At 57.4% G+C, this 25,607-nt stretch carries 21 protein-coding genes; 11 read left to right on the top strand and 10 right to left on the bottom strand.

All coding sequences use genetic code 11. The annotated features are described in order from the left end of the window. Positions 1-78: 78 nt before the first annotated feature. The 9 genes from K787_RS25780 to K787_RS0118150 all read right to left on the bottom strand — a co-directional run bounded on the left by K787_RS25780 (position 79) and on the right by K787_RS0118150 (position 12,614). On the bottom strand, positions 79-609 hold the full coding sequence (locus K787_RS25780; protein ID WP_306362010.1) for a UGSC family (seleno)protein: 531 nt from the start codon (positions 607-609) through the stop codon (positions 79-81). Further along, on the bottom strand, positions 606-2,042 hold the full coding sequence (locus tag K787_RS0118185; protein WP_022964249.1) for a hypothetical protein: 1,437 nt from the start codon (positions 2,040-2,042) through the stop codon (positions 606-608). The genes K787_RS25780 and K787_RS0118185 overlap by 4 nt, the downstream gene beginning before the upstream one ends. A gap of 118 nt (positions 2,043-2,160) precedes the next feature. After that, the gene (locus tag K787_RS23650) at positions 2,161-3,600 is read right to left on the bottom strand and encodes a methyl-accepting chemotaxis protein (RefSeq protein WP_022964248.1); all 1,440 of its coding nucleotides are present in this window, start codon (positions 3,598-3,600) and stop codon (positions 2,161-2,163) included. Positions 3,601-3,909: 309 nt separating this feature from the next. Continuing rightward, positions 3,910-5,127, bottom strand: coding sequence for a beta-ketoacyl-ACP synthase I (fabB, locus tag K787_RS0118175; protein ID WP_022964247.1), 1,218 nt, complete (start codon positions 5,125-5,127; stop codon positions 3,910-3,912). Positions 5,128-5,138: 11 nt separating this feature from the next. Continuing rightward, positions 5,139-5,654: a 3-hydroxyacyl-[acyl-carrier-protein] dehydratase FabA gene (gene fabA / locus K787_RS0118170; RefSeq protein WP_022964246.1), complete on the bottom strand. Its 516-nt coding sequence runs from the start codon at positions 5,652-5,654 to the stop codon at positions 5,139-5,141. Positions 5,655-5,863: 209 nt separating this feature from the next. Next, positions 5,864-7,414 carry a class I adenylate-forming enzyme family protein gene (locus K787_RS0118165; RefSeq protein WP_022964245.1) on the bottom strand — a complete coding sequence of 517 codons (1,551 nt, stop codon included), beginning with the start codon at positions 7,412-7,414 and terminating at the stop codon, positions 5,864-5,866. A 94-nt stretch (positions 7,415-7,508) separates the two neighbouring features. After that, entirely contained in the window at positions 7,509-9,446 is a 1,938-nt protein-coding gene (locus tag K787_RS0118160; protein ID WP_022964244.1) for an ATP-binding protein, read from the bottom strand. Beyond that, positions 9,443-10,366 carry a hypothetical protein gene (locus tag K787_RS0118155; RefSeq protein WP_022964243.1) on the bottom strand — a complete coding sequence of 308 codons (924 nt, stop codon included), beginning with the start codon at positions 10,364-10,366 and terminating at the stop codon, positions 9,443-9,445. The genes K787_RS0118160 and K787_RS0118155 overlap by 4 nt, the downstream gene beginning before the upstream one ends. Before the next feature lie 61 nt (positions 10,367-10,427). Next, complete coding sequence (locus K787_RS0118150; RefSeq protein ID WP_022964242.1) at positions 10,428-12,614, bottom strand: TonB-dependent receptor plug domain-containing protein; 2,187 nt, start codon at positions 12,612-12,614, stop codon at positions 10,428-10,430. A 147-nt stretch (positions 12,615-12,761) separates the two neighbouring features. Between K787_RS0118150 and K787_RS23645 the strand changes: the two genes are divergently transcribed. The 7 genes from K787_RS23645 to K787_RS0118115 all read left to right on the top strand — a co-directional run bounded on the left by K787_RS23645 (position 12,762) and on the right by K787_RS0118115 (position 18,938). Then, positions 12,762-13,808: an NAD(P)H-dependent glycerol-3-phosphate dehydrogenase gene (locus K787_RS23645; RefSeq protein ID WP_022964241.1), complete on the top strand. Its 1,047-nt coding sequence runs from the start codon at positions 12,762-12,764 to the stop codon at positions 13,806-13,808. Beyond that, positions 13,808-14,125 carry a DUF4389 domain-containing protein gene (locus K787_RS23640; protein ID WP_022964240.1) on the top strand — a complete coding sequence of 106 codons (318 nt, stop codon included), beginning with the start codon at positions 13,808-13,810 and terminating at the stop codon, positions 14,123-14,125. Before K787_RS23645 ends, K787_RS23640 begins: the two co-directional genes overlap by 1 nt. Continuing rightward, on the top strand, positions 14,122-14,592 hold the full coding sequence (gene sixA, locus K787_RS0118135; protein ID WP_022964239.1) for a phosphohistidine phosphatase SixA: 471 nt from the start codon (positions 14,122-14,124) through the stop codon (positions 14,590-14,592). The genes K787_RS23640 and sixA overlap by 4 nt, the downstream gene beginning before the upstream one ends. A gap of 165 nt (positions 14,593-14,757) precedes the next feature. After that, positions 14,758-16,440 carry an AMP-binding protein gene (locus K787_RS0118130; protein ID WP_022964238.1) on the top strand — a complete coding sequence of 561 codons (1,683 nt, stop codon included), beginning with the start codon at positions 14,758-14,760 and terminating at the stop codon, positions 16,438-16,440. Between the two features lie 61 nt (positions 16,441-16,501). Then, positions 16,502-16,933, top strand: coding sequence for a hotdog fold thioesterase (locus K787_RS0118125; protein WP_022964237.1), 432 nt, complete (start codon positions 16,502-16,504; stop codon positions 16,931-16,933). Positions 16,934-17,089: 156 nt separating this feature from the next. Beyond that, the gene (locus K787_RS0118120) at positions 17,090-17,953 is read left to right on the top strand and encodes an alpha/beta fold hydrolase (RefSeq protein ID WP_022964236.1); all 864 of its coding nucleotides are present in this window, start codon (positions 17,090-17,092) and stop codon (positions 17,951-17,953) included. A gap of 154 nt (positions 17,954-18,107) precedes the next feature. After that, entirely contained in the window at positions 18,108-18,938 is an 831-nt protein-coding gene (locus K787_RS0118115) for a DUF4892 domain-containing protein (RefSeq protein WP_022964235.1), read from the top strand. 5 nt (positions 18,939-18,943) lie between these two features. Here K787_RS0118115 and K787_RS23635 read toward each other — a convergent pair whose 3' ends face one another. Further along, positions 18,944-21,421 carry a penicillin acylase family protein gene (locus K787_RS23635; RefSeq protein ID WP_022964234.1) on the bottom strand — a complete coding sequence of 826 codons (2,478 nt, stop codon included), beginning with the start codon at positions 21,419-21,421 and terminating at the stop codon, positions 18,944-18,946. Between the two features lie 88 nt (positions 21,422-21,509). Here K787_RS23635 and K787_RS0118105 point away from each other — a divergent pair, with 88 nt between their 5' ends. From K787_RS0118105 to K787_RS0118090, 4 genes are all read left to right on the top strand, one after another. Continuing rightward, complete coding sequence (locus tag K787_RS0118105; RefSeq protein ID WP_022964233.1) at positions 21,510-22,532, top strand: patatin-like phospholipase family protein; 1,023 nt, start codon at positions 21,510-21,512, stop codon at positions 22,530-22,532. A 52-nt stretch (positions 22,533-22,584) separates the two neighbouring features. Then, the gene (gene selD, locus K787_RS0118100; RefSeq protein ID WP_022964232.1) at positions 22,585-23,622 is read left to right on the top strand and encodes a selenide, water dikinase SelD; all 1,038 of its coding nucleotides are present in this window, start codon (positions 22,585-22,587) and stop codon (positions 23,620-23,622) included. Then, complete coding sequence (gene mnmH / locus K787_RS0118095; protein WP_022964231.1) at positions 23,622-24,722, top strand: tRNA 2-selenouridine(34) synthase MnmH; 1,101 nt, start codon at positions 23,622-23,624, stop codon at positions 24,720-24,722. The genes selD and mnmH overlap by 1 nt, the downstream gene beginning before the upstream one ends. A gap of 106 nt (positions 24,723-24,828) precedes the next feature. Next, positions 24,829-25,590, top strand: coding sequence for an SDR family oxidoreductase (locus tag K787_RS0118090; protein WP_022964230.1), 762 nt, complete (start codon positions 24,829-24,831; stop codon positions 25,588-25,590). Positions 25,591-25,607: the final 17 nt, after the last annotated feature.

Genomic DNA, 25,607 nt, shown 5'->3' with positions numbered 1-25,607 from the left:
TACCGGGGTGCCCCCATCCGCCCTTACGGAGCACCGAGTTCATCAGCCGTCATGCACGGGCCACAAGGCCCGCCATCATCACGAGCCTTGCAGCGTTAACGCCTTCACTATGCTGTCGAATGCGTTGTCGGCCAGTGCGCGCAGTTCGTCATCGGTACGGTCCTGAATCGGGTGGGGTACGAACACCATCTTCGGGTCCATGCCCAATGCCTTGGACTGCAACGCTGCGGCTTCAACGAATTCGCTGGAAGCAATGCCTACACCGGGAATCTGCCGGCCTTCCAAGTCGCCTATATCATGCATACAGCACGAGGTACAGGAGCCTCAGTCGGCCAGGCCTTCCACCAGCAGATTGCACTCACTGGCGATCTGCTGTTTCAGATCGGTGGGCGCGATACGGGCGAAGGTAGGCTTGCGATAGCGTTTTACCTCGATGCCACGCTCGCTGAGCAGCTCATCCAGACGATCCAGCAGCACGTTGCCACGTGCCTTGGAAATATCCAGCAAGCCGACAGTCAGCCCCTCCAGCGTGGCGGGTCTGGCCGTTAACGCGCGGTTGGTCGCCGAACGTTCAGCGGTCGGGTCGAGCAGTATGGTCGGCGATATCATGCCGTTACCTCCTTGCTAACCGGGATGGAGCCGGTAGGGCCGGATGCAGCCCAACCAGCGATAACGGCGGAGAACAGACCGGCCGGGCCACCGGCCCTGACGATCAGTAATCCACCGGGGCGAAACTTGGGTAGATCGGCGCCGGCAAAGTTCTCCGGCATACCTTCGGTAATCTCCTGAGCACCCATCACCAAGTCCTTGCCAGGCAAGGTTAGCAGGCGGGCCAGTTCTTCGTGCAGGCGCGCCTTGCTCCAGCCGGCATCGGTAAATACTCGGCAGTGTTCGGGTGATACTACCAGGATGGCGTCGCCATGCATGACCAGCTTGTAGTGATCGACTGCGCGTAATGACAGGGCAAAACTGCGCGCCAGGGATTCGGGGGTACGTGATTTCTGATCAACAATAGCCTGTACGCCTTCGGCGGCAAATAGCGTGACCACTGACTGATCGGAGCTGAAACCGCGCTCCACCGCCAGGGAGTCCCAGTCGCTGTCTTCAGCTTCGGCAAAGCAAAAGGTGTATTTGCCGGGTGTGCCCATGGTCGCGCGGTCAATCTCGCCGGGACGCCCGCCACCGACATTGCGTACCACCAACTGCAGCGCTCGGCCAATACTGGCATTGGCGCGATTGCCCTGACCCAGACAGTTGACGCCGGCATTCATGCCGATGCGTTTGGTCACCGGACCATTGACCAGCACCAGCGGGCCGGCAAACATGGTGGTGCAGAGTATGCCGTGCATGCCGAACTCGTCGATCAGTGCAGCTTCCACGGCGGCCAGTACCACGGGCATATATTCGGGCTTGCAGCCGGCCATAACGGCGTTGATTGCGACCTTTTCCACGGTGCAGGGCACCAGATCCGGCGGCATCAGCCCGAGTACCTCATCGGCCTTGCGACTGGTGCCCAGCAGCATGCGATAGACGCGTTCAGGTGTTGGCGGGACGACCGGCAGACCATCACTCCAGCCACGCTCGTGGCAGGCTTCGATAGGGTCTTCGCTGTCGCCGATTTCCACCTCGCGGGATTGAAAGGTCACGGCTCCGAAGCGGATCGCCAATGTCTCAGCCATGCCCGGGTCCTGGGTTTTGGAGCCGCAGCCGGGGCGGGAAGGGGGCAGATCCGCACCCAGGTCCGAGATGCCGCTCAGCTGTTCCCAGTCTTCACGGAACCAGCCGTAGGTACGGTTCAGTTCTTGGCCGTTGGTGCGCTGAATCAGGGTGGGGACGATTTCACAGTCCAGCCGCCAGGACCATTCCAGGCTGTCGTCCTTAATCTGCAGACCGGAGCCCACATTGAAATCGGCGGTGTCCTGCACGATTACGGTGAGCGGTTGATCGCCATTGGCCAACTCGGCCAGCACGGGTTCGATCAGGGCGCAGGTCGGACAGGCGCGCTTGAGGATGACGATGAGTCCATCAGGTAATGTTTGCATACCTGAGTTGTAGCAGTTTGAGCGTCACAGGCAAGCACTATCATCGGGTTTGATATTACCTGCCCACTGTCATAGATCGAGACGATTTTGGCGCCAAATCAGTGCGTGCGGTAGTGTCTCAGCTAGCCAGTGCGGTCAATCTGTCCCGCCGACCGCTTCCGCCATGTTCCAGCAGCGCGGAAAGACGTACATCGGCTCCAATCACATATCGCAGTGCCCCATCCTGGGAGAACACCGGTGCTGACAGGGTGAAGCAAAAGGCATCGGTGGCGGAGGACCGGTAAACCGGACTGATATGGGGCGTCAGTTGGTCTTTCGCGCTGCGGAACCAGCTTCGGCTCGACCAGTTGCTGCCTTTCATACTCTGGGCGCTGCTGCTTTCCAGATCCGCCGCCGGAATATTCTCACTGACTTGTACGCCATCCGCGCCTACCAGGTACATCAGTTCGAAGCGGGTGTCCTGGGCCAGACAATCGCGCATAAGTTTCTCTGCGTCATGCACGCCGGCAGACAGACCCGGCTCGCTTGCCAGCGTCACTACACGCTGGCGTATCTGTTGGTGTACACCCAACTGAAATTCGCCCAGTCCTTCCAGTAGCCGGTCGCTTTCCAGGCGAACGGCGTCGCTGTGCTCACGGACTTGGGTCGCGCTCTGCTTCAGTTCACCCGCGACGTCAGCGACCTTTTGCACGTCGGCGCTGACCGAGCGCACCGCCGCACCGATCTGCTCAGTACCACTGGCCATGCCAGCCACACGCTGATCCAGTTGTGCCATGGATCCGGTTGCGTGGGTGAGTCCCTGGTCGACTCTTAGAATGCCGTCACGACCGTCTGAAATGGCCTGATGCATGCTGTCGCCGGCCTGATTCAAACGTTGCATACCGCCGCGCAAACCATTGATGATCTGTCCGACCTGATCCGTCGCCTGGGTGGTATGCCCGGCCAATCGCCGGACTTCATCGGCTACGACGGCAAAGCCGCGGCCTTGCTCTCCGGCACGGGCTGCTTCGATGGCGGCATTTAGTGCCAGCAAGTTGGTCTGCTGAGAAATATTGGCAATCATGGCGATCACCTGGTTGACCTCTTCAAGCTGCTTGCTGAGGGTTTGAATTTCCGCTGCAAGCAATTGCTCTGTTGTCTGTATGGTTTCGACTTGACCCAGAACCAGTTGACTGTCGGTTTCGCAGGCCTGCAGTTGCGCGGCTACGCTGTTGGCCAGGTTGGCCACGGCTGTCGCCCCCGGCACCAGTTCGGACTCCAGGCTTGCACTGATTTCTTCAATTGCGCTGGCGATCATCTCCGACGACTCTGCCAATTGATCGCCCTGGGTTTCTGTCGCTCTTGCAATGCTGGCCAGCTTGGGTGCGTGGGCGGCGATGCCGACGGCTGCGTGCAGGCTGAGGGTGATGCGCTGTTGCAGCTTGCCGATCAATTGACCAAGCTTGCCGCGCAGACCGGTTTGCTCAGGCACGCTGACACTCAGGTCGAGGTGATCGAATAACTTGTCCAGTTGTTCGACATCGCTTCTATCTTTACGCGAGAAGTTAAAAAGACTCATGACAGATTCCTTGGCAGAGTTGAGCTATCAATCTGATATCAGTCTTTGCTGCCAAGCAAATAGAGTGCCACGCTGCAGGCTGCGAATCTGCGTGCAGATCGGCGGATTAGTGCAATGATTTGGTGCGAGCGGTGGTTCGAGAGAGTGAAATAGTGCATTCAGAGCTGCGGGCTTTCTGAACGCAGCGGCCTCCGTGCGAGCGACCGCCTTGCGCCCTGCGTGCGGCATGTACTTATCTGTGCATTAGGCTGTGCCAAAAAAAAACGGGCGCTTTCGGCGCCCGTGTCTTATTGCAGCATCTGTCTTTTATCAGGCGCCGGTCCAGCGCTTGAGTACCAGTGTGGCGTTGGTGCCACCAAAACCAAAGCTGTTGGACATCATCAGATCCGCAGCTTCATCGGCACGCTCAAGCAAAATTGGCAGGCCAGCGGCGTTCTCGTCCAGTTCTTCGATGTTGGCCGAAGCGGTGAGGAAGTTATCACGCATCATCAGCAGGCAGTAGATCGTTTCCTGTACGCCAGCGGCGCCTAGCGAGTGGCCGGAGAGGCTCTTGGTCGAGCTGATTTTCGGTGCCTTGTCGCCAAATACTTCACGGATCGCCTTGAGTTCTGCGACGTCGCCTACCGGTGTGGAGGTGCCGTGGGTATTCAGGTAGTCGATAGTGCCATCAACGGTCGCCAGTGCTTGTTGCATACAACGCACTGCGCCTTCACCGCTGGGAGCGACCATGTCGTAGCCATCGGAAGTAGCGCCGTAGCCAACCACTTCGGCGTAGATTTTCGCGCCGCGGGCCAGGGCGTGTTCCAGTTCTTCAACCACGACCATGCCGCCGCCGCCAGCGATGACGAAGCCGTCACGCTTGTTGTCGTACGCGCGCGAGGCTTTCTCTGGCGTGTCGTTGTATTGGGTGGAAAGGGCGCCCATCGCATCGAACAGCATCGACTGCGACCAGTGCTCTTCCTCACCGCCGCCGGCAAAGACCATATCCTGCTTGCCGAGCTGAATCTGCTCCATGGCGCTGCCGATACAGTGAGCACTGGTAGCACAGGCGGAAGAGATGGAGTAGTTGACACCCTTGATCTTGAACGGGGTGGCAAGGCAAGCGGAGACGGTACTGCCCATGGTCCGCGGTACGCGGTACGGTCCAATCTTCTTCACGCCCTTTTCACGCAGGATGTCGATCGCTTCCATCTGATTCAGCGTGGACGCGCCGCCGCTACCAGCGATCAGGCCGATACGCGGGTGGCTGATGTCCTCAGCACTTAGGCCGGCATCGGCGATGGCCTGCTGCATTGACAGGTAGGCGAAGCCTGCAGCGTCACCCATAAAGCGCTTGACCTTACGGTCAATGGCGGCTTCCAGGTCAATATCAATGGTGCCGGATACGTGGCTGCGCAGCCCCATTTCCGCATAGGATGCATTATGGCGAATGCCTGATTTGCCAGCTTTCAGGCTGGCGGCGACCGATTCCAGGTCCTGGCCCAGGCAGGAGATGATGCCCATACCGGTAATAACGACGCGACGCATGGTGAGTATCCTCAGAAGCTATCGGTAGATGTAAATAGACCTACCCGCAAACCTTCGGCGGTGTAGATTTCACGCCCATCGACGGCCATGCTGCCATCGGCAATGCCGAGGGTCAGGGCGCGATTGATGGTGCGTTTGATATGGATGGTGTAGGTGACTTTCTTCGCGGTCGGCAGCACTTGGCCAAAGAACTTGACCTCGCCCGAGCCCAAGGCGCGGCCCTTGCCTTCATAGCCGAGCCAACCCAGGTGAAAGCCAACCAGTTGCCACATGGCATCCAGACCCAGGCAACCGGGCATGACGGGGTCACCTTCAAAGTGGCAGGCGAAAAACCAGAGATCCGGAGTGATATCCAGTTCGGCGACGATTTCACCTTTGCCATATTTTCCGCCAGTGTCGCTGATATGCGTAATGCGGTCGATCATCAGCATGTTGGGGGCGGGCAATTGTGCGTTTCCGGGACCGAACAATTCGCCACGGCTGCATTGAAGCAACTCTTCCCGGGTATACGCATTCTGTTTAGACATGTTTGCTCCTGCTCAACCCCGTTCGGTGGGGTGCGATTAATTCGGTTCTGCGGTGCTTACGGATTTATCCGCCAGCGTAAGTTCAGACTGCCCGTCCCGGTTTGGAGTCACAACCGGGCACAGACTGACGAGTCAGGCGTTGAGGATACCTGCGATGGGGGCCGAGGACAAAGATTCTCTGCCCCCGACCAAGGCAGTGTTGCGCTGAGTTAATCCAGTTCGCCGTATTCAGCCTGGAATTGGTCGCGCAGTTCGCGCTTGAGCACTTTGCCAATCGCGCTGCGTGGCAGTTCGTCGGTGAGGATCAAGCGGTTCAAGCGTTGGGTCTTGCCGACCCGCTCATTAAACCACTGGCAGATCGTCTGCGCGTCGGCCTGCACGCCGGGTCGCAGCACGGCATAACCTACCGGGGTCTCGCCCCAGTTGCGCGATTGAACGCCGATCACGGTTACTTCCAGCAGGTCTGGATGTTTGCGCAGTTCCTGCTCCAGATCGCTGGGGTAGATATTGAAGCCACCGCTGATGACCATGTCCTTGCGTCGATCCATCAGGGTCAGGAAACCTTCGTTGTCGAAGCGGCCGACATCGCCGGTGCGGATAAAGCGCTTGCCTTCAGCATCGTACCATTCGGCCTCGGCGGTCTTCTCCGGTTTGTTCAGGTAGCCGGTCATCATCGCTGGCGAGTGCCCGACGACTTCGCCGATTTCCCCGAAGGGCAATTCCACGCCGTCTTCATCGATTACGCGCATATCGTGATTTTCCAGGGGCTTGCCGACGGTGGCGAGCTTATCCGGAAATTGATGGGCAGCGAGCATGCACGAGCCTCCGCCTTCGGTCATACCGTAAAACTCGATCAGCCCGCCAGGCCAGCGCTGGAGAATGTCGGCTTTGAGTTCGGCGTGGAAGGGCGCGCTGGTGCTGAACTTCATCTGGAAGGACGACAAATCGTATTGGTCGAAATCCTCGCGGGCCATGATGCGTTGGTACTGCACCGGCACCAGCATGGTATGGGTTGCTGACAGCTGTTCTGCCAGCTTCAGGTACTTGGCTGCATCGAACTTGGCCATCAACACAACGGTACCGCCCAGGCCGATCGAAGGCAGGAAGGACACCAGCGTGGTGTTGGAGTACAGCGGGGTAGAAATCAGCGTGACGCACTCTGGCCCGTAGCCAAATACAATGCCACGCTGAATATGTGACCAGCGCATGCCGTGTGATTGCACGATGCCTTTGGGCTCACCAGTTGTACCGGAGGAGTAGATGATATTGAAGGGCATCTCCGGGGTGATGTTAACCGGGATGGGTTTGGTGTCGGCAAGCCATTGCGTAAAGCCCAAGTCTGCGCAACTATCATCCATGCTCAGCAGTGTGATCTGGTGTTGCTCTGCGGTACTGCGCAGAGCCTGATCAACGGCCTGGTCGACGAAGACCAGCTTGGCGGCAGAATCCCTGATCATGGTGACCAGCCCTTCCGGTGTGGAGGAGGGCGCCAGTGGCGCCACAACCACACCCGCACGCAGCGCGCCGATATACAACAATGCATAGGGGATTGAATTGCTGCCGCAGATGGCGATGCTGTCACCGGGTCGGAAACCGTCCCGTTGCAGCGCAGCGGCCACCTGGTCGACCTTGAGATCAAGCGCGGCATAATCAAGCTGCTGACCGTCCTGAATCAGCGCCGGATGGTTGCCTCGCGTCCTGGCGTGCAGGGCGATGAGGTCAGGCAATACGCTAAAGGGCGTCTCAAGGGTGATAGTCATGGGGACGATACTCGCGGGCAGTTGATGACAGCTGCCTAGTATCGCCGCTCGATGCGGCCTTGCACAGGAGTGAAATAGTGCTGGATCAGTACCGTCAATGATCACCTCTGCCGGGCTGCAGTTGCTCTTCCAAGGCCTTTTGCAAAGCCCGGCGAGACAGCGGTTTGCTGAGAAAACCCTGCATTCCGGCTTCCACACATTGCTGACGATCATCCTGCATCGCACTGGCCGTCAGCGCGATGCAACTGATCGGTGGTTGCTGCTGCTGATCGCAGTACGCCAGGTATCTGCGGTAGACGCTAAATCCATCCATATCCGGTAGCTGCAGGTCCATCAGAATTGCCGAAAACGCCTGCTCGCCATGGGTCAAATGGTCCAGTGCGGCTCGACCGTCTTCGGCGGTCACCACCTTATAAGACAGACTGTGCAGCATGCCCTCAATGACCATCTGATTGACCGGGTTATCTTCGACCAGCAAAATGGGTAGCGCCGGAGTGGCGCCTGTCTGGGCATCAGGCACGGCACTAGAGGCGTCCGGTTGAAGATCGGTGAGCGGCAGAGATAGGCTCAGGGTGAAGCACGAGCCTTGGCCTTCAATGCTTTGGGCATCCAGGCTGCCGCCCATCTTGAGTGCAAAGGTTCTGGCGATCGAGAGACCCAGGCCCGTGCCACCAAAGCGCCGAGAGGTGCTGCTATCGGCCTGCTGAAAAGCATGGAACATGCTCTCCAGCCGCTCGGGCGCAATGCCTATACCGCTATCGCGAACCTCGCAACGCAGCTGAATGCTCCGCCCTTGGTCTTGTAGACGCCAATGGGCGTCAACCTCGATGCTGCCTTGCTCGGTAAATTTAAGCGCATTGCCGATCAGGTTGACCAGTATTTGGCGGATCCGAGTCGGATCGCCAATGACCGCTGGATAAACCGGAGTGCCCTGGGTGGAAACCTTTAACGCGAGGCCTTTTTGGGTTGCAGTATGTTCGAAGACGGTGACCGAGTGATGGATTAATTCGGGCAAATTGAACGCGATTTCTTCAAGTTCCAGCACCCCACGCTCGATTCGCGAAAAATCAAGTATGTCGTTGATTACGTGCAACAGATGGTCCGTCGACTCCCCGGCGATCTGTACATATTCAGCCTGCTCGCCGCTTAGTTCGGTCGTTTCCAGCAGTTGCAGCATGCCCAGTACGCCGTTCATGGGGGTGCGCAGCTCATGGCTCATCATGGCCAGGAAGTCGGATTTGGCCCGGTTCGCCGCCTCAGCTTCTTCCCGCGCGGTATTCATCTGCTCCATGGCTTGCTGTTGTTCCTGGGCGGAGCGTTGTAAGGCGCCAGCGAGCGTATTGATGTTATGCATCAGCTTGCCCATCTCGTGCTGTTGATCTTCGGTGAGCCGCGTATCCAGATGCCCTTCCTGCAACGCCTGTACTGCTTGGCTCATCCGTGCCAACGGGCTGGACAGCGCACTGGCCAGGCGTAGCGCGAGGATCAAGGCAGCGAAAATGACTAGCGTAGCAAGTAGTAACGCGCGCAGGAGAATGTCTTCCTGACGATCATCGAATGCTTCCCTGCTCAGGCCGATGCGTACCTGCCCCAGATAGCGGAACGCGCTATCAAGCTGGGTAACAGGCGCATCCAGGAGATACAGCTCGTTTTGTAGCGGGATACTTTGACGCTGAATATCGGCGGCAAAATACTGTAGTGGCAGGGGCTGCAACTGTTGTTCCACCGATTGCAGAGCCAGCATCAACTGACCTGCCTGATCATATACTTCGACACTGCGTACATGGGGGGTGTCCAGTGCACCCCGGATTAAACTATCGAGGGTCTTCAGGTTGCCGCTGATCACCCCGTATTCTGCGGTGGGTGCCAGTTGCTCGGCAATCAGTGCCCCGGTCTCCTGCATTTGGCGATCCACGTCGTCGAGACGCGCGCTGACGAAGTAGGCAAAGACCACCAGTCCCAGCATCAACGCAGGAGCCAGAGCGATCAGAATCAGCCGGTTGTGAATGCTGCCGGTCTGCCACAGACTCATTGGCGCTCCTCCTGTTGTCTCAGCTTGTCAGCCAGGTCTTCATCATTCGGTGGTGGGAAGCCGAGAGAGCGTGCCACCTGCGCGTTGCTGAGCACTGAAAAATAGCGCGGGTAATCTATTGCTCCTGGTTGCCAGGGGCGAGTGAGCGTGTCATCAACACTCTGGGCCATCTGGCTTGGTGTGCTGTAGGTGGTGCTCAGACTGCCGGCGTTAATAAAAGGCGCACTAGGGCCAATGAGTACCTTGTTACGTGTGTAGCTGCTGAGCAGGATGGCTTTCAAGTTATTGGCGTTGTAAATGCTCGGGTCGTCGATGGCAACCAGTACATCGCTGTTTTCGAGCAGTTCGGTCAGTTGTCTGCTGAGCTGCTGCTGGTTTTCAAGCGGCAGACTGAAAAAATCAACACCTATGGCGCTGGAAGCCTGTTGCCATTCGGCCAACTGCGCCTGATGAGCGGGGCTATACAGGGCACCAATAGCGGATAGCCTGGGTGTTAATAATGAAGCCAGCTTCAGTTGTCTGGATGGTGCCGGGTTGGCCAGGATTATCTGGATGTGATCTGGCAGGGGCAGCCATTTCTGGTCCGCGAGGCTACTGCGGCTGATATAGATGCCAATGGTGGGTGTATCGATATTCTGCTCCAGCCGCCATTGCATGCTAGTGCTGCCCATGACGACCAGCAGTGAGGCGTTGGGTGCTGGATCATTATTCGCGAGGTTATGCACCAGCACCTCATCCTCGCTGCGTTGGGCGCGCAGGTGGTCGATAAATTCTGCGGTCAGGCTGCTGGGGCCGGGGATGATCACCAATAGGGTATCGGCGTTGCTCAGGGAGGATAGCAGCAGGCCACAACCGATCAGCAGCAGGCGGAGGATCTTCATCGCCTGGATGCCAATATGATCAATCTGTTCATGCGACATTCCCTGTCTGCCATTGTAGTTATTCGGGGCAGATAATGCTGCCCAGACTGGCTTGCGAATTTCAGAAATTCAGCTCGGCGCTGAGGTAATACTGGCTGCGGCTGTTAAATACGTTCTCCGGCCAGGTCAGCCCTTCATCATCGAGCCGGTATTGCCAGGTCAGCGCCAGGTTGAGATGGCTGGTGCTGGTTAAATCAAAGCGTTTGGCGATACGGCTGTCAAGCCGTTCGAAGCGGCGCTCATTAAGCATGTCTGCACCATAGTAGATCAGGCTGCTGTCAATCTTGCCTGGCCATTGCCGTAACCACGCTGCGGAGCCGCTATTACGGGCGGTTAGCCGCTGATCCAGTCGATTGGTCGCGACGAAGTCAACGTAGGCATAGGTCAGTCTTAGGCGATCAGCGCGGGTCAGGCTCCAGTCTATTTGAGTTTCAGCGCCGGTAAAGCGGGAAAAACTGTTGTTATTGGGTACGAAGTTCACGATCTGCAGCGGCTGGCTGATCATATCCCTGATCTCGTCATAAAACCCCTTTATATCGATCGATAGACCCAGGTCATGAAAATAGCCGTTATAACCGACCTCGTGCGAGCGCATGCGCTCCTGCTTCAAGTTGCCGGGGCCCTGGGCCAGTGCGTAATACTGGTCACTACCGGAGACAGGACCGCTGAGATTGTCCGCGGTATAGGTCCAGTTAGCATTGTTCTCGTACATATCCGGAGAGCGCACTGCCTCGGAGTACACCGCACGCAGACTGTGGGTGGGACGCAGAAAAAAATGCGCGGCGACCCGTGGCGAGAGAGAAAAACCGCTGAGGCGGTCGTCCTCGGCCATCGCGCCGGCATGTAATAACCAGCGATGGTGCGGCCGGTACTCCAGATGGCCGAATAATTGGCCTATCTGGTTATCTACCCGACCGCCAAACAGCGTATCGGAGCTTGCCTCATCATACCGCAGACTGCCGCCAAACACGGTTCGCAGGTTATCCGCCAGTTGCATGGTGTTCTGTATTTCAATCTCGTAGCGCGTTTCACGCAGATTTTCGTTCAGATCCCAACAGGCAGGCTGGCCGTCGCGCGCGGCGGCATGCTCGGCGACCACGCTATCAACCAACGGCAGTAGCTCTGGTGGCAGACCGTCCTTATTGACCAAATAGTTGGCAGCGAACAGCGGATCGCCCCAGGACCCGCGATTGCGCAAGATGTAGTTGATCCGCCTGGGGTAGACATTACCCGCCTGGTATAAGGTGCGTAGTTCGGGTGAAAAAACCACAGGGGAATCGCAGGCCCGCCATTGGCTGAGGCGCTCCATATGCTGCGCATAGGTCTTGATTTCTAGACGATGTGAGGGAGAGAGGTCATTTTTCCAGTGCAGTTGGGCAAAGTAGTCTCTGGCCGTGACGTCGGAGTTGGCTTGGTGCTCGGACATTACCCGGTCGTAAGTAAAAGCAGTGTTGCTAGGCTCGGCCAGCACGGTGTAGTCGTTGTCGCGCTGGTTCGCGCCCTCCTTGGCACCGAATTGCCAGCTTAAGGTCTGACGGGCTGACAGGGTGGTGTCGCCCAGCAGGTTGACCGCGTTCAGGCGTCGACCGTCACGAAAGTCGTTACCGTCGTCATCGGAATCGAATCCAGTATCTTCCTTGCCGAATACGCTGAGCCGGGCCAGGCTATTGCCAAACTCGAAGCCTTGGCTACCGTACAGATCTTTTACTCCACGATTACCCTGGGTTACTTTCAACCGAGTGCCCTGGGATAATTCGGGGCGGGTGGAGATGATATTGATCACGCCCATCAGCGCATTGGCTCCGTAAGTGACTGTATTGGGGCCGCGAAACACCTCGATGCGTTCGATATCTTCTACAGCCAGCGGAATATCGCTCCAGTCCACTGTGGCCAGGCCAGGTCGGTAGACCGAGCGACCGTCAACCAGTACCTGCATGCGCCGGGCTTCGGTGGTATTGGTGCCATGGTAATTGGCGTTGGCTCGGGTGCCATCCAGGTAGCCTATCTTCATGCCAGGCACCAGACGGAGTATTTCTGGAATGTCTCGAGCACCGGTGGCGCGAATCAGTTCACGGTCGATAACGGTCATGCTGCCAGGTACTTCGGCTGGGGATTGTTTCAAGCGGGTAGCGCTTAGCACGGAAGGGAGCTCTGTGCTGCTAAGCGTCAGGTCATCCATGGCGTAACTGTGCATGCTCGCGGTCAGGCACAGCAGCGGAAAAAACGGTCGGTATAGAGGTGATGCCATTATTTTGCAACCATTCAGGTTTTGTCAGCCCATATTACGCAGAGGTGTGTTTTTTGCCACCGCTGGCTAACTGATGTATCGGCAACATCGCATTTAGCCTTAGCTGTTTTATACTGCTGCTATCAATCACTGTTTCAAGGATTTTAGATGACCGATCACAAGACACCTGTCTGCGTACTGGGTGGCGGGAGCTTCGGTACGACTCTGGCGGCATTAATGGCTGCTGAAGGTGTTCCTGTCACCCTGTGGCTAAGAGATGAAAAGGTCGCCGAAGAGATAACCCGGCTGCGTGAAAATAGCCGTTATATGCCCGGTGTCAAGCTTGACCCCAGATTGACCGTCAGTACTGACATGCAGGCGGCGGTGGCCGCCGCCGAGCTGGTGTTTCTGGCCATTCCAAGTTCGGCTTTTCGCTCGGTACTCAGCCAGATTGGTCCTGCACTGGCGGGCAAGGGTGTCATTAGCACCACCAAGGGCATTGAACAGCCGGGATTTCTGATGATGAGCGACATTGCCGCCCAGGAAGCGCCAGACGCTCGTATTGCGGTGCTTTCCGGTCCCAATCTGGCCAAAGAGATGGCCGCCGGAGAGCTGACTGCCACGGTAGTTGCCAGCGATGATCAGGCGCTGTGTGCGGAGGTCCAGGCGGTGCTGGGCAGTAAGCGTCTGCGGGTCTACGCGAGCCAGGATCGCTATGGTGTAGAGCTTGGCGGCGCGCTGAAAAATGTTTACGCGATTATTTCTGGTATGGCTGCAGCGATGGGCATGGGCGAAAATACTCGGAGCATGCTGATCACGCGGTCACTGGCCGAGATGAGCCGCTTTGCCGTGCATATGGGCGCTAACCCAATGACCTTCCTCGGCTTGGCCGGAGTTGGGGACTTGATCGTTACCTGCATGTCGCCCTTATCGCGGAATTACCAGGTGGGCTTTGCTCTGGGGCAGGGCAAGACGCTTGAGCAAGCGGTAGCGCAACTCGGGCAGGTTGCCGAGGGCGTCAATACGCTAAAGGTACTGCGCCAGAAATCTGAAGAAGAGGGCGTGTATATGCCCTTGGTGGCCGGTTTGCATGCCATCCTCTTCGAGCAACAACCATTGTCCGCGGTGATCAGCCACTTGATGAACGCTGAACAGAAGCATGACGTCGAGTTCGCGGCGTTCATGGCCCCCCTCTCGCAGCAGGAGAAAATCTAATGAGCGCGCTCAAGCAATCCATCGGCTCGGCCGATTTCTGGCTGCGCCTGATATACACTTTGCTGCTGGCGCTGGCCTGGCAGGTCACCGAGCTGTTGCTGATAGTCGTGGTGCTGTTACAGATAGGCTACCGCCTGTTCACCGGTGAGGCGGACGCACGCCTGGCTGATTTCGGCAGCCGCCTCTCGGCCTATGCGGCCCAGATTGGCTGTTACGTGACTGGCGCCTCGGAACAAAAACCCTGGCCGTTCATGGAATGGCCTGCTGGCAGCGGATTACCTCCAGCGGTGCCAGAATCCCCCGCTGACAAGGCATGAAAATCTGGGTATTGCGCCATGGTCAGGCTGAAGCCATGGCGTCCAGTGACGAGCAGCGGGCGCTGACCGAGCAGGGCCGCGAAGAGGCGCTATTGATGGCGGCTCAGTTAATTGGTGAGCCGGTGGATGCCATTCTTGCGAGTCCTTACCGGCGAGCTCAAGAGACCGCACAACTGGTTCAGGCGCAGTTGCAGATTCGCCGCGGAGTCTCGACCGTTGCCTGGTTGACGCCAGATGATGACCCACGACAGGTACTGAATTTTTTGGCAGAGCGCTCGGAAACGACGCTGCTGCTGGTCAGCCATCAGCCTCTGGTCAGTCAACTGATCAGTCTGCTGGTTGAAGGTAGCCGGAACGGGCATTACCCCATGCCAACCGCTGGCCTGGCCTGTATCGAGCTGGATCTGCCTGCAGCCGGGCTGGGTCATCTGCGGGTGTTGACTAGCCCGGCGCACTTGCGAAGCTGATCACGCAGTCAGCATGCTGGCAGATATGCCCGCTATTAGGCGCTTTTGCAGTCTTGTCGGGGCGCTATTGTGGTGGGATAGTGTTCACTCGAACGGGTGGGCATGCGAGTAACAATAGCGCGGCCGCTCATCGCATAATAACAAAACCTAAACCGAGGTGCCGTCATGGGAGAGCAGGTCAGGCTGACCGTGTCATCTGCGTTGGAAGCGTTTTACCAACGTGAGGCAAAGCATCCGGATAAAATCTACCTGGTCCAGCCTCTGGGCGATGGTAGCGTGGAGAATATTACCTGGGGTCAAGCGGGTCAGGAGGCCCGCCGCATAGCGAGCTATCTGCGTAGCCTGGATTTTCCCGAGCGTAGTCATATTGCTTTAATTTCCAAAAACTGTGCGCACTGGATTATTGCCGATCTGGCGATCTGGATGGCAGGGCACATTTCTGTGCCTTTGTACCCCAATCTCACAGCCGACTCTACCCGGCAGATTCTCGACCATTCCGAAGCGCGCGCGGTTTTTGTCGGTAAGCTCGACGACTGGGAAAGCATGCGGCCAGGCATACCGCCCAATCTGCCGATGCTCGGACTGCCTCTAGCTCCCCAGGACCCACAGCTACTTAGTTGGCAATGCCTGCTACAAGCCAACGAGCCAATGCAGGGCGAACCCCTGCCAGATCCAGAACAACTGGCGACCATTGTCTACACCTCCGGCACTACAGGCATGCCCAAAGGCGTCATGCTCAGTTTCGCCAGCATGTACTTTTCGGCGAATAACTGCCTGCGTCTGTTCAATATCAGTGATCAGGATCGATTGCTGTCCTATCTGCCGCTGTGTCACGTTGCTGAGCGTCAATTTGTCGAAGTGGCGTCGTTGCTGGCAGGCGAGACGGTGTTTTTCGCCGACAGCCTGGAAACCTTTCAACGGGATATGCAGCGCGCCAGACCAACCGTGTTTTTCGGCGTGCCGCGGATATGGGTCAAATTCCATATGGGCGTCATCAGCAAAATACCCTCAGGTTTGTTGGATAACCTGTTGAAAATACCTGTTATTGGTCGTGTTATGGCGCGCAAGGTACTCACCGGCCTGGGGTTGGATCAGATCCGCTATGCCGTCTGCGGGGCAGCGCCAGTGGCCGACACCACTATGGCCTGGTATCGGCGCCTGGGGCTGAACATTGCCGAGGTCTACGGCATGACCGAAAACTGTGGTTATTCGCATCTTGGCCGGCCCAGTCGTTTCAAACCAGGCTGGATTGGCTTGCCCAATCCAGGCGTGGAAAGTCGGCTGTCGGCGGAGGGAGAGCTGCAAGTGCGCAGCCGTGCCACCATGTTGGGTTATTTCAAGGAGCCGGAAAAAACCGCCGAGACGCTGACCGAGGATGGTTTTCTGTGTACTGGTGATGTGGGTGAAATCGATAACGAGGGGTATTTGCGCCTGACTGGGCGCATCAAAGATATTTTCAAGACCTCCAAGGGCAAGTATGTAGCGCCTGCACCGATTGAAAATCTGCTGGCAGCGCACAGTCGCATTGAGCAGGTTTGCGTGGTTGGCAACAATCTTGGCCAGCCGCTGGCGCTGCTGCAGTTGTCGGCAGCGGGTCAGCAAGAAGCAGAACAAAATCGAGAGCAAATAGCTAAGACGTTCAGTGTGTTACTTGATGAAGTTAATTCAATGATTGATCGTCATGAACAGCTTTCTTGCCTGGTGGTGGTTGAAGATAATTGGGCCGTTGAAAACGGTTTCATGACGCCTACGCTGAAGATTAAGCGCAACGTGGTGGAAGCGACGTATCAGGACCAGTTTGAACTGTGGTCTATAAGCGGTCACAGGGTGCTCTGGCAGGAACAGTAGAGAACCTCCCCGCTGACCCTGATCAGGGGTCAATAGTGTCGGGTCAGATAATGGAGAACGAATGACAGCTATCTGGTATCAGAAGGTCGATCTTGCGGAGCTTAACAAGCCCGGCGAGCATATTAATTCGCTGCTTGATATCCGTTTTGAGGAATACGGTGACGATTGGATAAGTGCCAGCATGCCGGTAGATGCACGCACTCGTCAGCCCTACGGGATACTGCATGGCGGCGCTTCAGTGGTGCTGGCTGAAACATTGGGCAGCACTGCGGCTTATCTTTGCGTCGACAACAGCGCGGCATACTGTGTTGGGCTTGAGGTAAACGCCAACCATCTCAAAGCCGTGCGCAGTGGCCGGGTGACCGCGCTGGCCCGGCCGGTTCATATAGGGCGTACCACTCACGTATGGGATATCCGCCTGCATAACGATGCCGCTCAGCTCACCTGTATAGCGCGGTTGACTATGGCGGTAGTGCCGGTCGGCAAAGGCTGACGCTCAAACCGCTGCAGTGTGGTCTATTCGGGCGTTATAAGCGCTTATTCATGCGCGGCGCATTGCTTGTCTTGTCTGATTTGGCGGCATAGATTCCTCGTCCGAGCTGCGGCGAGGCTGTCGCACTCCTTGTTCTTTGGTCACTAGGATTCTGTCATGAGTGTCAGCAATCACGAAGTTAGATTTTCCCTTCCATCGCTTGAAGTGGCGGCCAAGGTCTGGGGCAACCCTGATGGTCTGCCGGTGATCGGCCTGCATGGCTGGCTGGATAACGCCGCGACTTTTGACCGGATAGCGCCGCTACTCGGCGACGTGCATTTGGTGGCGCTGGATCTGCCGGGCCATGGGCTTTCCGGGCACATGCCGGCGGCGGGTTACAGCCTGTGGCAACAGGCTGCCACGGTGCTGCAAGTGGCCGAGGATTTGGGCTGGAAACGTTTTGCGCTCCTGGGTCATTCAATGGGCGCCATTATCAGTGGCGTCCTTGCTGGCAGTTTGCCAGAGCGCATTATGGGCGCTTGCTTGATTGACGGGCTATTGCCGTTCACCTCCGAGGCCGAAGATGCGCCCAAGCAGATGGCGCGCTTCTTTGCTGCAAGCCTGGCATTGGAGAGCAAACGCAAACCCTTCTACGACAGTGTCGACAAAGCTATCCAGGCGCGGGCCCAGGGTAGCAATACGCAGATCAGCCATGAGGCGGTAAAGATCCTCGTGGAGCGTGGGCTAATGCCCGAGAATGGGGGCTGGACCTGGCGTACCGATCCGCAGCTTATGCTGCCTTCGCCCATGCGCTTTACCAGCAATCATGCGGTAGCCTTTATTGAAGCTATTACCTCGCCTACCTGTTTGGTGCTGGCCAATCAGGGCGTGATGCATAAACACCCTCAGGTGTTGGACCGCATCGAGCGGTTTCAGCATATCGAGTTGCACCAGTTGGACGGCGGTCACCACCTGCATCTGGAACAGCCCGCTGCGCAGGTTGCAACGATATTTGACAGTTTTTTCAAGAACCTGACTTGACCCGCAAGCGCTCAGGGCAAATGATCAAGTCAACCTACAGAGAACGTTGTTGTGTGTTCGGGTGGCGGCGAGGGAGGTTTCGCCACAGAGGCCGTGCTGAAAAAGCAGTTATAATCCCATGTGCCCCGTTCTGAGGGCGCTAATAGGAGCTTGAATGCCCTTTTTACCCACACTTGGTTTTACTGCGTCAGGCCTGATATTGTCGTTAATGGCCTTGCCCAGCATTGCTGAGGACGATCCTTCCCAGCGCCTTGTAGTTGAGCCTTTCCCTCGAGCTACCCTGGTCGATTCTTCTATTCAGGCGGACGCCGACCACGCGGTTGTGATTGGCAGTATCCGCCGAATTAACAATCAATTACGTGCCGAGCGCGAGGTGCGTACCCTTGGGGAGTTGATCCGCGCTACCTACCAGATCCCCACAGAGCATGGCCGCCAGGAAGCATTTGAGCATGCCAAGGAGCAGTTGCTCGACCAGCCAGGCAGCATGCTGTTTTTTTGCGAGGGCAGAGAATGCGGTAGCAGCAGTTTGTGGGCTAACCAGGTGCTGGGTAATGCGAGGTTGTATGGGCCTGAGGATAATCAGGCTTATATCGTTGTGCAGCTAGATGATGAGCCGCAGCGGTTTGTCAGCCTGTACGCGATCACCCGCGGTAACCGCCGGGTGTATGTGCATGTTGAGCAGTTCACGCCAGCGCAGGCAGTCACTGAGACGCTCTATCCGACGCCGGCAACCTTGCTCAAATTGCTGAACAAGGATGGTGAGGTGCTGGTGCCTGCGGATATGGCAGCGCAGCCTGAATCGGCTGACGCCTGGCTTCATCTGGTTAACCGGATGTTGCGATCCGACACGCGCTTACGTATCTCGGTCAGTGGTGACCAGGCCCCGGCAGCGGTTCAGCAGCTAGTGGATTTGGGTATACGCAATCAGCGCCTGGAGGTAGGTGAGTCCACCCCCCAAGCGGCGCTGCGTATCAACAAGCTGTGATATTCTCAGCGCCCTGCAGGTGACGGTTGCAGGGTGAGTTGATCGGGTAGCGCTTTAATGGCCTGCCAATCAAACAACTGTCCGCGGTAACGTCCCTGATTGAACAGCTCGGCCTGGTCTTGATAATGGTCGTTAAACGGATTGCCTGACTGACCCATGGGATTAATGCCCAAGCTGCGGTTCATATCCGACAGGTCTACCAGGCGCCGCGTCGAGGGGCCGGCCTTGATCCGGTAATGTCCCTCGCCGGTATTGAAGGACATGCTATTGAGGCTTTCTGCGCCACCATCTACGGCCACCTGCTGGCTATCCAAAAAACGCCCAAGCGGCATGCGCTCGCTTAGCGGGTGCGTATGCTGAAGACTGATGACCTGATCCCAGGTCCAGCGGTCTACGTTAGTGCCCAATTCTGCGCTCAATGACTCAATGGTTTTCACCCAGGCCTGCTCGATAGCGGCCTGGCGGCCGTCCATCACCGGCTGAAGGCGGTTGTCCCACCAAGGTGATGCAGGCTTCCAATACAAGCTAAAGAGGCTTTTTTCGGCCATTTCGGTATTGCGAAAGACGGCGAATTGCGGCCCGAGTTCATCTGCAAAAAGCGCTTCCATCAGTTGGTCCTGCCAGCGCTGGAACAGCGTCGCGCCCACTTGTTCACCGGTGAAGGCACCGTTCCATTGGCTGAGTATCTCCGCCGCTTTGGCGGCCGGCACGCGCAGATCGTTGCTGAGCAACTGTTCACTGAGCAGTGGCAGGGCGTCGTCCAGCACCGCCAATGCTTGCGGCCTGCGCGTGTCCAGCTGCATATCCTTGAAGCGCGCCAGGTCGAACTGCTCGTCGTTGTCGAGCAACTCCTTCAGCCGTTCTGCACGCTCGCTGGGTGCGTAATAGCCCGGCAATACGCGGCGGGTGCCGCTGCCTGGGTAGGGGTTGTTGGCACTGAAGATATGCCCGGAGGACGGGTTAATCACTCGCGGGTTGGCGCTGAACGGCTGGTAACCAAGAAAATCATCCCGACCGCTTGACCCGCTCAACAGTGAGTAGCTGTTGTTGCTGCTTGGCCAGCGTTTGAGCGTGCCGATGGCCCACATGGCAATATTGTCGTCAATATCAGCATAGATGAGGTTCAGGCCAGGCGAACCATGCAACGCAGCAGCCTGCTCGAATTCCTCCATTGTGTTGGCTCTGGGCAAGCCATAGAAGGCTTCTGCAGCGTCGTTATCGGGGTTCAGAAAACTCCAGAACAGGCTGACCGGAGGACGCGCGGCGGTCTCGGCATTCAGGGGTATGCCGGGCATGGGGTCGTTGATGATCGGCCCGTGGCGGGAGCTGCGCATACGCAGTAGCCGATCCTCATGGCCGCGCACCTTGATCACTTCTTCATGGAGGGTCAGATTCTGCCAGCCCGCATCTCCGGCGCGCACCTGATTGGGGTTGTCTGGATTGACGCGTTCGCGGTAGAAGTCCACCTCATCATTCATCAGCATGGTCAGCCCCCAGGCGTGGCGGCGTGTCTGACCGAGCAGCGGAAATGGAATGCCGGCAAGAAAGTGCCCGTAAACCTCATGTTCGGGGGTGCGAATGTGTGCTTCGAACCACACCGCTGGCGCGGAGTAGCCGATGTGCGGGTCGTTGGCTAACAAGGGCGCGTTGCTCAGACTGCGCGTGCTGTTGACTACCCAGGCATTGCTGCCTAGAAACTGCCCTGCGGGTAATTGCTCTTCGGCTTTGCTGATCTGTTGCAGTAGAGGATCCAGCAGGCCGCTGACGCCGCCATCGACAATACGCCGGGGCGGCATGGTCTCTGGCCAGCCTGGAACCAGATCTTGGGCATGACGTTCGCCCAGGTTGCCTCTGACATGGTCGATCAAGGCGTCGGTCTTGAACGCTTCAGCGAATGAATAGGCCATGTAGCCCATTACGTGGGCGATGTCGGCAATATCAAAATAGTCAGGTCTGGTCAGTAGCAGGCGGTATTCCAGTGGTACCTTGCCACTGTCTATATAATGATTGATGCCTGCTTGATAGGCCTGGATCAGTTCTACGTGCGGTTTTTCGCTGTTTGTTTCTTGGCGCTGGGCATCCAGGCGCTGGGCATCCAGGCGCTGGGCGTACTGCCGGGCAAAGCGGCTGATCCCCAGTGAGCGGAAAAATCGGTCGGTTTCAAAGGTGTCCTGGCCAAATAGCTCGGACAGGCGTCCAGCGCCAATGCGCCGGAGCATGTCCATCTGGAAAAGGCGGTCCTGGGCATGCAGATAACCCAGGGCACGGTAAGCATCATGATCATTTTGCGCGTCAATGTGGGGTACGCCCCAGGCGTCGTAGGAGACTGAAACGGGTTCCTGCAGCCCGGCCAACTTGAGTTGTCCGCTGCGCTGTGGTTCGGCGGTATATAGCGCCCAGGCTCCCAGGATCCCTACTGCGGCGACCAGAAGCAGCGCCGCCAAAAACCACTTCAAAGAAATCAGCACACGGGTATTGATCACGGGTAACCTTAAGGCTATTGGAAGATGTTTGCGCATGATGCTCAGACAGTCTTCTGCCGTCAATCGGGATTATTTTTAGGGGGGAGTCATGTCCCAACGTGTTGCATTGGTGCTGGGCAGTGGTGGTGCCAGAGGGTATGCCCACATTGGCGTAATCGAAGAAATCGAACGTCGGGGTTATACCATCGATTGTATTGCTGGCTGCTCGATGGGCGCGGTGGTGGGCGGCGTCTATGCCGCAGGCGGTTTGGACGCCTACCGTGAATGGGTCTCCGGATTGGCCTACCTGGATGTACTGCGTTTGCTGGATGTGGGTTTCGGCAATCTGGGCGCCATTCGTGGCGAGCGGGTTTTTGGGCGTATTCGCGAGATTCTCGGCGAGGTGAACATCGAGGATTTATCCATCCCCTTTACCGCCGTAGCGACTGACCTGACCAACCAGCAAGAGGTGTGGTTTCAGCAGGGCTGCCTGCATCAGGCCATGCGCGCCTCTGCGGCGATACCCAGCCTGTTTTCACCTGTGCGCCAGGGTGGCCGGGTACTGGTCGATGGCGGTTTGCTTAATCCGCTACCGATTGTGCCGGTGGTCTCGGCTCATTGTGACTTGATTGTGGCGGTCAATCTCAATGCCACGCATTGCGCCGGTTATACCTTGCCGATAGTGGAGCGCCCCGCGCCCATACGTCAGCAATGGGACCAATGGGTGGGTACGTTGAATGTGCGCAACTGGCTGGCCCGCCGCGAAATTCAGGAGGAGGGCAGCCTGCCGGATCCGCTGGCGTTTTTGCCCGAGGATGATATTGCACAGCAGCCACCTGCCGTGGGTAAGCATCTGCCGAAGAGAGGTGCTGTCGAGCCTGATACAGCAGTCAAGGTGGTCGAGGTTCCGGTGGGTCCTGCCAGTCTGCTGGAATTGGTGAACCTGTCCTTTGAGGCCATGCAAGCTTCACTGACGCAGTACAAAATTGCAGGCTACCCGCCGGATGTACTGATAGAGGTACCTAAACGGCTTTGCCGCTTTTTTGAATTTCACAAGGCGCCAGAACTGATAGAGCTGGGCCGGATGGTGGCTAGCGATACCCTGGATCGTTATGAAGGGCAGAAGCGCTAAGGGGCGACCCCATGCTAAAATGCACGGCTTAAACCATAGCGGGGAGAACCGGATGAGTCACGATATACGTCTGACCGAGTACAGTCACGGCGCGGGTTGCGGTTGCAAGATTTCGCCGCGGGTGCTGGATGAAATTCTCTCTGTGGGTCAGCCTGGCCCCGATTTTCCGCAGTTATGGGTAGGTAATGCGAGTCGCGATGATGCTGCCGTATTTGGCCTGGATGACGAGTTGGGGATTGTTAGTACAACCGATTTTTTCATGCCGATTGTTGATGATGCATTCGATTTTGGCAGGATCGCAGCGACCAACGCGATCAGTGATATTTATGCCATGGGCGGCCGCCCGATGATGGCCATCGCGATTCTGGGCTGGCCAATCAATCTGTTGCCGGCCGCGTTGGCCGGACAGGTGATAGCAGGTGCGCGTGAAGTCTGCACCGCAGCGGGCATGCCCTTGGCAGGCGGTCACTCGATCGACGCCCCTGAGCCAATATTTGGTTTGGCTGTTACCGGCCAGCTGAAGCGTAGCCAGCTCAAGCGCAATGACACCGCGCAACCGGGTGATAGGCTGTTTTTAACAAAGCCGCTGGGTATTGGCATTTTGACCACCGCGGAAAAGCAGAAGAAGCTGCGTCCGGAAGAGGCGGGTGTGGCACGCGATCTGATGTGCCAGCTAAACAGTGTGGGCGCCCGTTTTGCGACCTTGAAAGGGGTGCGGGCGATGACCGATGTCACTGGCTTCGGTCTCCTTGGCCATTTGGTGGAAATGGCTGAAGGCTCCCGGGTCAAAGCGCGCATCGCCGAGTCGCTGGTGCCGCGGTTGTCTAGCGTCGACTACTACCTCAGCCAGGGCTGCATACCTGGAGGCTCAGGGCGCAACTTTGAAAGTTATGGCCACAAGGTCGCACCGATGCCGGACGCCTGGCGTCACCTGCTATGTGATCCGCAAACGAGTGGGGGGCTGCTGGTCGCTGTGGACCCGGCAGAGGAGGGCGACTTTCTGACGCTGGCGGCGCAGGAGGGGTACTCACTACAAGCCCTAGGCGAGTGCGTGGAAGCAGATACAGGCTTCTGCGTCGAGGTGCTTTGATGCGCGATAACACCGAGGACTACCGCCAGTTATTTCTGCGGGCAATACCATTGATGGATGTGCGTGCCCCGGTGGAATTTCACAAGGGCGCTTTTCCGGGCACCATCAATCGCCCGCTGATGGACGATGCTGAGCGTCAGCAGGTGGGTACCTGCTACAAACAGGCTGGGCAGCAGGCGGCCATTGAGCTTGGCAACCGCCTGGTGTGTGGCGATCTCAAGGAAAAACGCATCGCCGAGTGGGTCGCTTTTGCCCAGCAGCACCCCGAGGGCTATTTGTATTGCTTTCGCGGTGGGCTGCGTTCGCAGATCGTTCAGCAATGGCTGGCTGAAGCCGGTGTGCAGTACCCGCGCGTTGTTGGTGGCTATAAGGCTATGCGCCGGTTCCTGATCGACAGTCTTGATGGTGCCGTACGGGATTGCCCGCTGCACGTTGTGGCGGGGCTGACCGGCACCGGGAAAACTGAGGTGATTCATGCGCTGGATAACAGCCTGGATCTTGAAGGGCATGCGCATCATCGCGGCTCCAGTTTTGGCCGTCATGCTACCGCTCAGCCGGGTCAGATTGATTTCGAAAACGCCTTGGCCATTGAAGCGCTGCGCGCTCGCGCAGCAGGCTGTGGTCAACTGGTGCTTGAGGATGAAAGTCGCATGGTCGGTAGCTGCACGGTGCCATTGGAGTTGTACCAAGCGATGCAGTCAGCGCCGCTTATCTGGCTAGAGGACAGCTTCGATAACCGGGTTGGGCGTATTCTTGGCGATTATGTGATCGATATGCATGCCCAGTTCGCTGACCTGTGCCCGGAACAACCCGAGCAGGCCTTCAGCGATTTTGCCGAGCACCTCACCAATGGCTTGTTGCGTATTCGCAAACGTCTCGGCGGCGAGCGCTTCCAGAATTTTCAGGCAATCATGCAGGAGGCGCTGGACGTGCAGCAACGAACCGGCGACGTTCGAGCGCACCGCGAATGGATCGAAGGTCTGCTGACGCATTATTACGACCCTATGTATGCCTACCAGCGCGCCGGCAAGGAGGAGCGCGTGGTGTTCAGCGGGGATCAGCAGTCGGTGATCGAGTATCTGCGCCAGTTCGCGCTATAGATAATGCGTATAAAGCGTGAACATCAGCGCTAATTTGGTCGGATTCTGACGTTTCGAGCTGATACCATCCTGGTAATTCAAATGATCTGTCAGGAGTTGAGACACTATGGGTAACACATTTGCTGGCAAGGTAGCCTTGGTTACTGGGGGGGCAGCGGGTATCGGCCAAGCGACGGCTGAAGCCTTTGCCGCCCAGGGTGCCAAGGTGGTGGTCTCAGATATCAGTCAGGCCGCTGGTGAAGCGGTAGTTCAAGGTATCAAGGCGGCTGGTGGAGAGGCTGTTTTTGTCGCTTGCAATGTTGCCAGGGCTGACGAAGTGAAGGCCCTGATGGAAGCGGTCATAACGCATTACGGCCGACTCGATTGCGCGTTCAACAACGCCGGTATCGAGATCGAGCAGGACAAGCTGGCCGACGGTAATGAAGAGGTGTTCGACAGCATCATGGATGTTAACGTCAAGGGTGTCTGGCAGTGTATGCGTTTTCAGATTCCGCTTATGCTCGCCCAGGGTGGTGGCGCTATTGTTAATACCGCCTCCGTGGCGGCGTTGGGTGCTGCACCGAAAATGAGTATTTATTCTGCAAGCAAGCACGCGGTGCTGGGCTTGACCCGCTCTGCGGCGGTGGAGTATGCCAAAAAATCGATACGTATCAATGCGGTCTGCCCTGCTGTGATCGACACTGAGATGTTCCGCCGTGCTGCCGCAGTTGATCCGCGTAAAGCCGAATTCGCCGCAGCAATGCACCCAGTGGGCCGTATCGGTAAGGCCGAAGAAATCGCCGCTGCAGTCCTGTATCTGTGTTCTGAAGGTGCTGGTTTCACTACCGGGATCGCCTTGCCGGTGGATGGTGGGGCGACCTGTATTTGAATTGAAGCTTGCGCTAA

This window comes from Halopseudomonas pelagia CL-AP6, assembly GCF_000410875.1.
Lineage (GTDB): Bacteria > Pseudomonadota > Gammaproteobacteria > Pseudomonadales > Pseudomonadaceae > Halopseudomonas > Halopseudomonas pelagia.
Note: the sequence above shows the minus strand (reverse complement) of the source record. Positions and strands in the feature narration are given on the sequence as shown.

What these genes read in the sequence shown, in the direction of transcription:
- K787_RS0118130 (WP_022964238.1), top strand. Translation starts at nt 14,758, where the DNA reads ATGGGAGAGCAGGTCAGGCTGACCGTGTCATCTGCGTTGGAAGCGTTT.
- K787_RS0118105 (WP_022964233.1), top strand. Translation starts at nt 21,510, where the DNA reads ATGTCCCAACGTGTTGCATTGGTGCTGGGCAGTGGTGGTGCCAGAGGG.
- K787_RS0118090 (WP_022964230.1), top strand. Translation starts at nt 24,829, where the DNA reads ATGGGTAACACATTTGCTGGCAAGGTAGCCTTGGTTACTGGGGGGGCA.
- K787_RS0118160 (WP_022964244.1), bottom strand. Translation starts at nt 9,446, where the DNA reads ATGAGTCTGTGGCAGACCGGCAGCATTCACAACCGGCTGATTCTGATC.
- selD (WP_022964232.1), top strand. Translation starts at nt 22,585, where the DNA reads ATGAGTCACGATATACGTCTGACCGAGTACAGTCACGGCGCGGGTTGC.
- K787_RS0118165 (WP_022964245.1), bottom strand. Translation starts at nt 7,414, where the DNA reads ATGACTATCACCCTTGAGACGCCCTTTAGCGTATTGCCTGACCTCATC.
- K787_RS23650 (WP_022964248.1), bottom strand. Translation starts at nt 3,600, where the DNA reads ATGAGTCTTTTTAACTTCTCGCGTAAAGATAGAAGCGATGTCGAACAA.
- K787_RS23645 (WP_022964241.1), top strand. Translation starts at nt 12,762, where the DNA reads ATGACCGATCACAAGACACCTGTCTGCGTACTGGGTGGCGGGAGCTTC.
- sixA (WP_022964239.1), top strand. Translation starts at nt 14,122, where the DNA reads ATGAAAATCTGGGTATTGCGCCATGGTCAGGCTGAAGCCATGGCGTCC.
- K787_RS0118150 (WP_022964242.1), bottom strand. Translation starts at nt 12,614, where the DNA reads ATGGCATCACCTCTATACCGACCGTTTTTTCCGCTGCTGTGCCTGACC.
- K787_RS0118115 (WP_022964235.1), top strand. Translation starts at nt 18,108, where the DNA reads ATGCCCTTTTTACCCACACTTGGTTTTACTGCGTCAGGCCTGATATTG.
- K787_RS0118185 (WP_022964249.1), bottom strand. Translation starts at nt 2,042, where the DNA reads ATGCAAACATTACCTGATGGACTCATCGTCATCCTCAAGCGCGCCTGT.
- K787_RS0118125 (WP_022964237.1), top strand. Translation starts at nt 16,502, where the DNA reads ATGACAGCTATCTGGTATCAGAAGGTCGATCTTGCGGAGCTTAACAAG.
- K787_RS0118120 (WP_022964236.1), top strand. Translation starts at nt 17,090, where the DNA reads ATGAGTGTCAGCAATCACGAAGTTAGATTTTCCCTTCCATCGCTTGAA.
- mnmH (WP_022964231.1), top strand. Translation starts at nt 23,622, where the DNA reads ATGCGCGATAACACCGAGGACTACCGCCAGTTATTTCTGCGGGCAATA.
- K787_RS0118155 (WP_022964243.1), bottom strand. Translation starts at nt 10,366, where the DNA reads ATGTCGCATGAACAGATTGATCATATTGGCATCCAGGCGATGAAGATC.
- fabB (WP_022964247.1), bottom strand. Translation starts at nt 5,127, where the DNA reads ATGCGTCGCGTCGTTATTACCGGTATGGGCATCATCTCCTGCCTGGGC.
- K787_RS23640 (WP_022964240.1), top strand. Translation starts at nt 13,808, where the DNA reads ATGAGCGCGCTCAAGCAATCCATCGGCTCGGCCGATTTCTGGCTGCGC.
- fabA (WP_022964246.1), bottom strand. Translation starts at nt 5,654, where the DNA reads ATGTCTAAACAGAATGCGTATACCCGGGAAGAGTTGCTTCAATGCAGC.